The organism is uncultured Nostoc sp. (genome assembly GCF_964245445.1).
Classification (GTDB): domain Bacteria; phylum Cyanobacteriota; class Cyanobacteriia; order Cyanobacteriales; family Nostocaceae; genus Nostoc.
Map to the genome: position 1 here is coordinate 14770 of NZ_CAXTNE010000141.1, position 5159 is coordinate 19928.

A 5159-nucleotide genomic window follows, 5' to 3' on the forward strand; every position below is an offset into this window, starting at 1 on the left:
TCAAAGCTTTGGTCAATTTGCTGATCAACATGCTGGTCAATGTACTGGTTGAGTTCTTGCTTATTGACGATATTGTTGATAATTAATTCGATGTTGTTACGTACTTTTTGCTCGAAGGTTTGATCTACTTGCTGATTGACATGCCGATCAATGTACTGATTGAGTTCCGGCTTATTGACAATGTTATTGATAATTAATCCGATGTTGTTACGTATTCTTTCTTCAAAAGTCTGGTCGATTTGCCGATCAACATGCCGATCAATGTATTGATTGAGTTCCTGCTTATTGACAATATTGTTGATAATTAATCCGACGTTGTTACGTATCCTTTGCTCAAAGGTCTGGTCTACGTACTGGTTGATCTGCTGATTAATTCTCTTTGATATCTCAACGTTGATCTTATCTTCCACAAGTTTGTCTAAGTAGCCAGACCAGCCTTGCAAGTGCTGGTTAAGACTAAACTCTATCTGCTGTATATAGGCATCCATCGAGAATCTGACCTTTGCAACTTCTACAGCCAAATTCTTAAAGTGCTTCTCGTAATTTTTCAGTAGCCAATTTTCGAGTTGATCCCAATACTTAGCCTCTAGGGTGACATCGCCTGCATCTATAACGTTGATAGATGCATTAATCTGCTGTAACTGCTCCTCCCACTTCTTCTTGAATTCATCTTCGTTAAAACGGAAGGTAAACTCTACCGAGCTGTTCGCACCCACTGCTTCACGACTCACAGATCCACCTGAGCTTTGAATATTTGTAACAGTCTCGGTTGTACTATTTGCAACAGACCCCGTTGTAACAGTCTCGGTTGTACTATTTGTAACAGATCCTGTTGTAACAGTTGCCTTATTATTCTCCTGCTTTTTATACTTTTCAGTCAGTTCAGTTGCACTTACTGGCTCTATTGCCAGAATAATTTGACCTTCGTTATCATCTTTGTAGGTGTCAATAAATAAACCCAATAAGGTAATTTTTTCTTTGACCTCTAAAATTACTTCGTCTTTCAGACCATTTAATGAAAACCAACTTTCTTCGACTTCTATGCCTGTCAGTTTTGTAATAAATTTTCCACCTTGAACCAAAATTAAAGCCCAAGGTTCTAAATCAAACTTCTTACTATCCGACCAATAGGTGGCATTACCTTCACGAATTTTTATTTGATAATTTCCAGGTGTTAATTCAACGAAATTGGAACCCGATTGTTTTAAGCTAGATAGATTTGTTTGATCCAGCAGATAACAATTGCGTTGGCTGTCTACTGTTAATGTCTGAGTGCTGAAAAATTGTTTATTACTAGTAATAGAAAGATTAATTGCTCCACTGTTGTCAGCATTATTCACATCAAAAAACAAGGCATTCAGAACTGCTTTCTTTTTGACTTCTAACTTTAGATTATCATTATATCCATTTAAGGTTGTCCAGGTTGCACCTACTTCAAAACCTGTGCTTTTATTGATAAATGTACTACCATCAGCCCCATATATCCAGAGCAAGACAAAAGGTTCTCCTTCTGTTTTATTCTTAGCATAGCTATAGCGACCATCAGTAATTTTGATATCAAAAGTCCCTTTCTCGAAAGTAAAGGAAGTTGCAACATTTTGTTGCAGGTTGTTCATTTGATCGCGGTCGATAACGTAACAATTATTTTTGGTATCGATGGTTAAAATAGTCATACTTTCTTCCTTGATAACTTTGATTTCTTGAGATTTTGTCTCTTCCGATTTTTCTTTGGAGTTTACTTCTGGAGCGATTTCTGTTATTATTGCCGTAGCTGGTTCATAAATAGTGATACCTGCCCAACGACCGATAGGATCGGTTATGGCAACTAAACTTCCTTGACCAGTAGTAGTATCAATACGGATTAATTGACCGTCTTTACCTAACTTAAAGAAATTGCCAGTTACGCCATAGAGAACATCACCAACAAATTCCATACTGGCAAGATCAGCAAAGCCAATATCGCCGATGGTTTTGACTTCACCTGTATCGAGGTTAGAACTTGCTAGTAATTTCTTCTTGTCGTAACCAATTAAGGTAATATAAGCTTTGTCATCAGCATCAAAGGCAATTTCGCCACAGTTGTAGTCTTTATCTGCTACCGTTACTACTGGCGTACCTTTACCTGTTTCAATATTAATAGCAATCAGTTGTTTAGCAGTTGTGGCGTAGAGGGTATGACGCTGGCGATTATATGCTAAACCAGATGTAGCAAAGCCAATATCACCAATTGCAGTAGCATCACCTGAATTGAGGTCAATTTTAACTAGTTTAGTCTTATTGCCCTCTTGATCAAGTCCATATAGTTGGGAATCGACAAAAGCAATGTCTGAAACCTCTGTAACTATCTCACCTATAAAGGTAGCTTTACCTGTGACTAAATCTAAAGTATAAAGTTTGCTTAATTCATTGGAGACACAATCATGGATATAAACTGCTCCTGGTTTGAGCTTAATTGTTTTAGTTGTGCGACTACCACAGATAACTTTTTCTAAGACTGCACTAAAACCACTGATAGCGTCTTTATCTGTAAAAGATTGTCCACCTGTTGAGGTTGCAATTCTGGCATATTCAGTTTTGATACCTGCTTGATGCTTGCTCTTAGAAGTTCCAAAATAGGTGTGAACGGTAACTCCTGCTGTTTGGGCTTTTTGGATAGCCAAATTAGCAGCTGTAATATCTTTTTGCTCTGTTTTATCTCCTCCGCCTTCAAGTGCTTCATCGCCAAGATAAAAGATAGCTCGTGCTGCACCTGGACGCCAATCAAAGTATTCTGAAATATCTTCAATAGCACGAGCTGCATCTTCTTGCGCTCCTGCGGACTTTAATTCTCCTCTTTTTCTACCCCGGAGTTTGGATTCAGACACCTTAGCCTTTTGAGTTAGATAAGCTCTGATAGTTTGGTCAAAGTTTGTCCCTTTCCAAGTACCTTCTATACCTAACCAAACTACTTTTAAATTTGTTGGACAACTAGATTTAGCTTTAGCGATCGCTTCTTGGGCAGCATCACTCAAACTCTGGGCTTCATCTTTCATCGAAGGACTAGTATCGATGACTATCACTAAATCAACAGCAGGTATAGAACTTGCTTGTTTATTCATACTTGGTTCCTTTTTTTTCTTTTGGAATAAACTAAATAATTTCATACTTGAAGAGGTTAATGATTTTCAATTTTGAAACGTAATGAAAATCCAAGTGTTAGACAGTATCTTAATATAAAAAACTTTTGTAAACACTCAGTTTAGCAATTCCTGAAAGTGTCTTCATTATATTCAAAGCTTGGAATACTACACACCCTTGTTCAAATCTGCAATCAGCTTGCTCTATCCAAATGTAATAAGCAGTATTATTACCCAAAATAGATGTCAAACTTGTAACTTAACTAATTTAGCTCCCTTGAAAAATACAAATTAATATACTCTTTCTTAGTATCTTTCTTCTAGGTTACAGCTATCTTTGTATATCGGTAATCAATGGGATTGGTAAACTTCAAGAAAGATTTAGTTTTTAAACCAGTTATAAAATGCTTCTATGTGAGTACAGCTATCCGATTCGGATTAAGATATAAACTTCCTAATTATTTATAGGACAAAAACTGATTTTGCTTAACTATTAAAGTTTATATATCACTTATATCAGAATCAATGCAATATCAATTTAACAAAACAATACATTGAAAAAGCTTAAGAATTATTTAATATAAATCAACTTAGCTTTTCGTATATAAAATCACAAGGGTATGAATAAAGATATGTATATTACAAAGTTAAAAAGGTTTGACGCAGTTTCACAAATAAATGGTATTAGTTCCTAAAATAGTTGATATGATTGCATTTTTTATTTTGAATTTAGAATTGTTTATGACACCTTCTACAAACCAGGTTTATCCCGTTATTTGGCACAAAAACTCAGTGTCACTAATTGATCAAACGCGCTTACCAAACGAATATACATTTGTGGAAATTCATCGCAGTGAAGATATGGCGCGGGCGATTAAAACCATGATTGTGCGAGGTGCGCCTGCAATTGGTGTGGCTGCGGCTTATGGAATGTATCTTGGTGCAAGGGAAATTGCAACAAGCGATCGCCACGAATTTTTGCAACACTTAGATAAAGTAGCTCAGTTGTTGCGTTCTACTCGTCCAACGGCGGTAAATTTATTTTGGGCAATTAGCCGGATGATGAAAGCCGCCTACGAAACGCTGGGAACGGTAGAAGATATCAAGCAAACCCTTTTGCAAACAGCCCAAGCAATCAACGCTGAAGATTTACAAACCTGTCAGGCGATCGGCGACAATGGTTTGGCAGTGTTACCCACTACCCCAGAAAAGCTGAGGCTGCTTACTCACTGTAACGCTGGAGCCTTAGCTACTGCTGGTTATGGCACAGCTTTGGGTGTTGTGCGTTCTGCATGGAGGGAAGGACGTATAGAACGTTTATTTGCCGACGAAACCCGTCCCCGTTTGCAAGGTGCAAAACTCACCACTTGGGAATGTGTGCAAGAAGGTATTCCAGTAACATTAATTACTGATAATATGGCAGCTCATTGCATGAAACAGGGTTTAATTCATGCTGTAGTTGTGGGCGCTGATCGAATTGCTGCTAATGGCGACACTGCTAACAAAATTGGTACATATAGTGTTGCGATCGCAGCTAAAGCACATAATATCCCCTTCTTTGTAGCTGCACCCCTTTCCACCGTTGATTTTGAATTAGCTGACGGCAGCAAAATTCCTATTGAAGAACGCGAACCAACAGAAATTTATCAAGTTGGCGATACCATTCTCACACCTGCGGGTGTAGATTTTTACAACCCAGCATTTGATGTGACTCCGGCTGAGTTGATTACAGCAATCATTACAGAGAATGGAGCGATCGCACCTGATAAATTAGCGAAATCACAGTTAAAGCAATTAGTATAATTGAGTTCGACGAACCCCTCCCTGTCTTTAACCTACGATGTATACACAAGTCTGAAATAGTTTACTCACCTGGGTTTCACGTCAGTTTTACCCCAATACAGTTCAGTTAACGCTAAAAACCTTAAACTGTGTAGGTTGGGTTGAGGAACGAAACCCAACATTTGCCGGGCTTCGTTGGGTTGCGCTTTGCTTAACCCAACCTACAATTTTTCTTAACCCAAGCGTATTGAGTTTTACCCC

2 protein-coding genes are annotated in these 5159 nt (G+C 38.0%); one reads left to right on the plus strand and one right to left on the minus strand.

Features of this window, described 5'->3' with window-relative positions:
• Nucleotides 1-3098, minus strand: a 3098-nt coding sequence (locus tag ACFE90_RS21980; protein ID WP_375504282.1) for a hypothetical protein, incomplete at its 3' end; no start/stop codon positions are given.
• 759 nt (nucleotides 3099-3857) lie between these two features.
• Between ACFE90_RS21980 and mtnA the strand changes: the two genes are divergently transcribed.
• The gene (gene mtnA, locus ACFE90_RS21985) at nucleotides 3858-4919 is read left to right on the plus strand and encodes an S-methyl-5-thioribose-1-phosphate isomerase (RefSeq protein WP_375504284.1); all 1062 of its coding nucleotides are present in this window, start codon (nucleotides 3858-3860) and stop codon (nucleotides 4917-4919) included.
• Nucleotides 4920-5159: the final 240 nt, after the last annotated feature.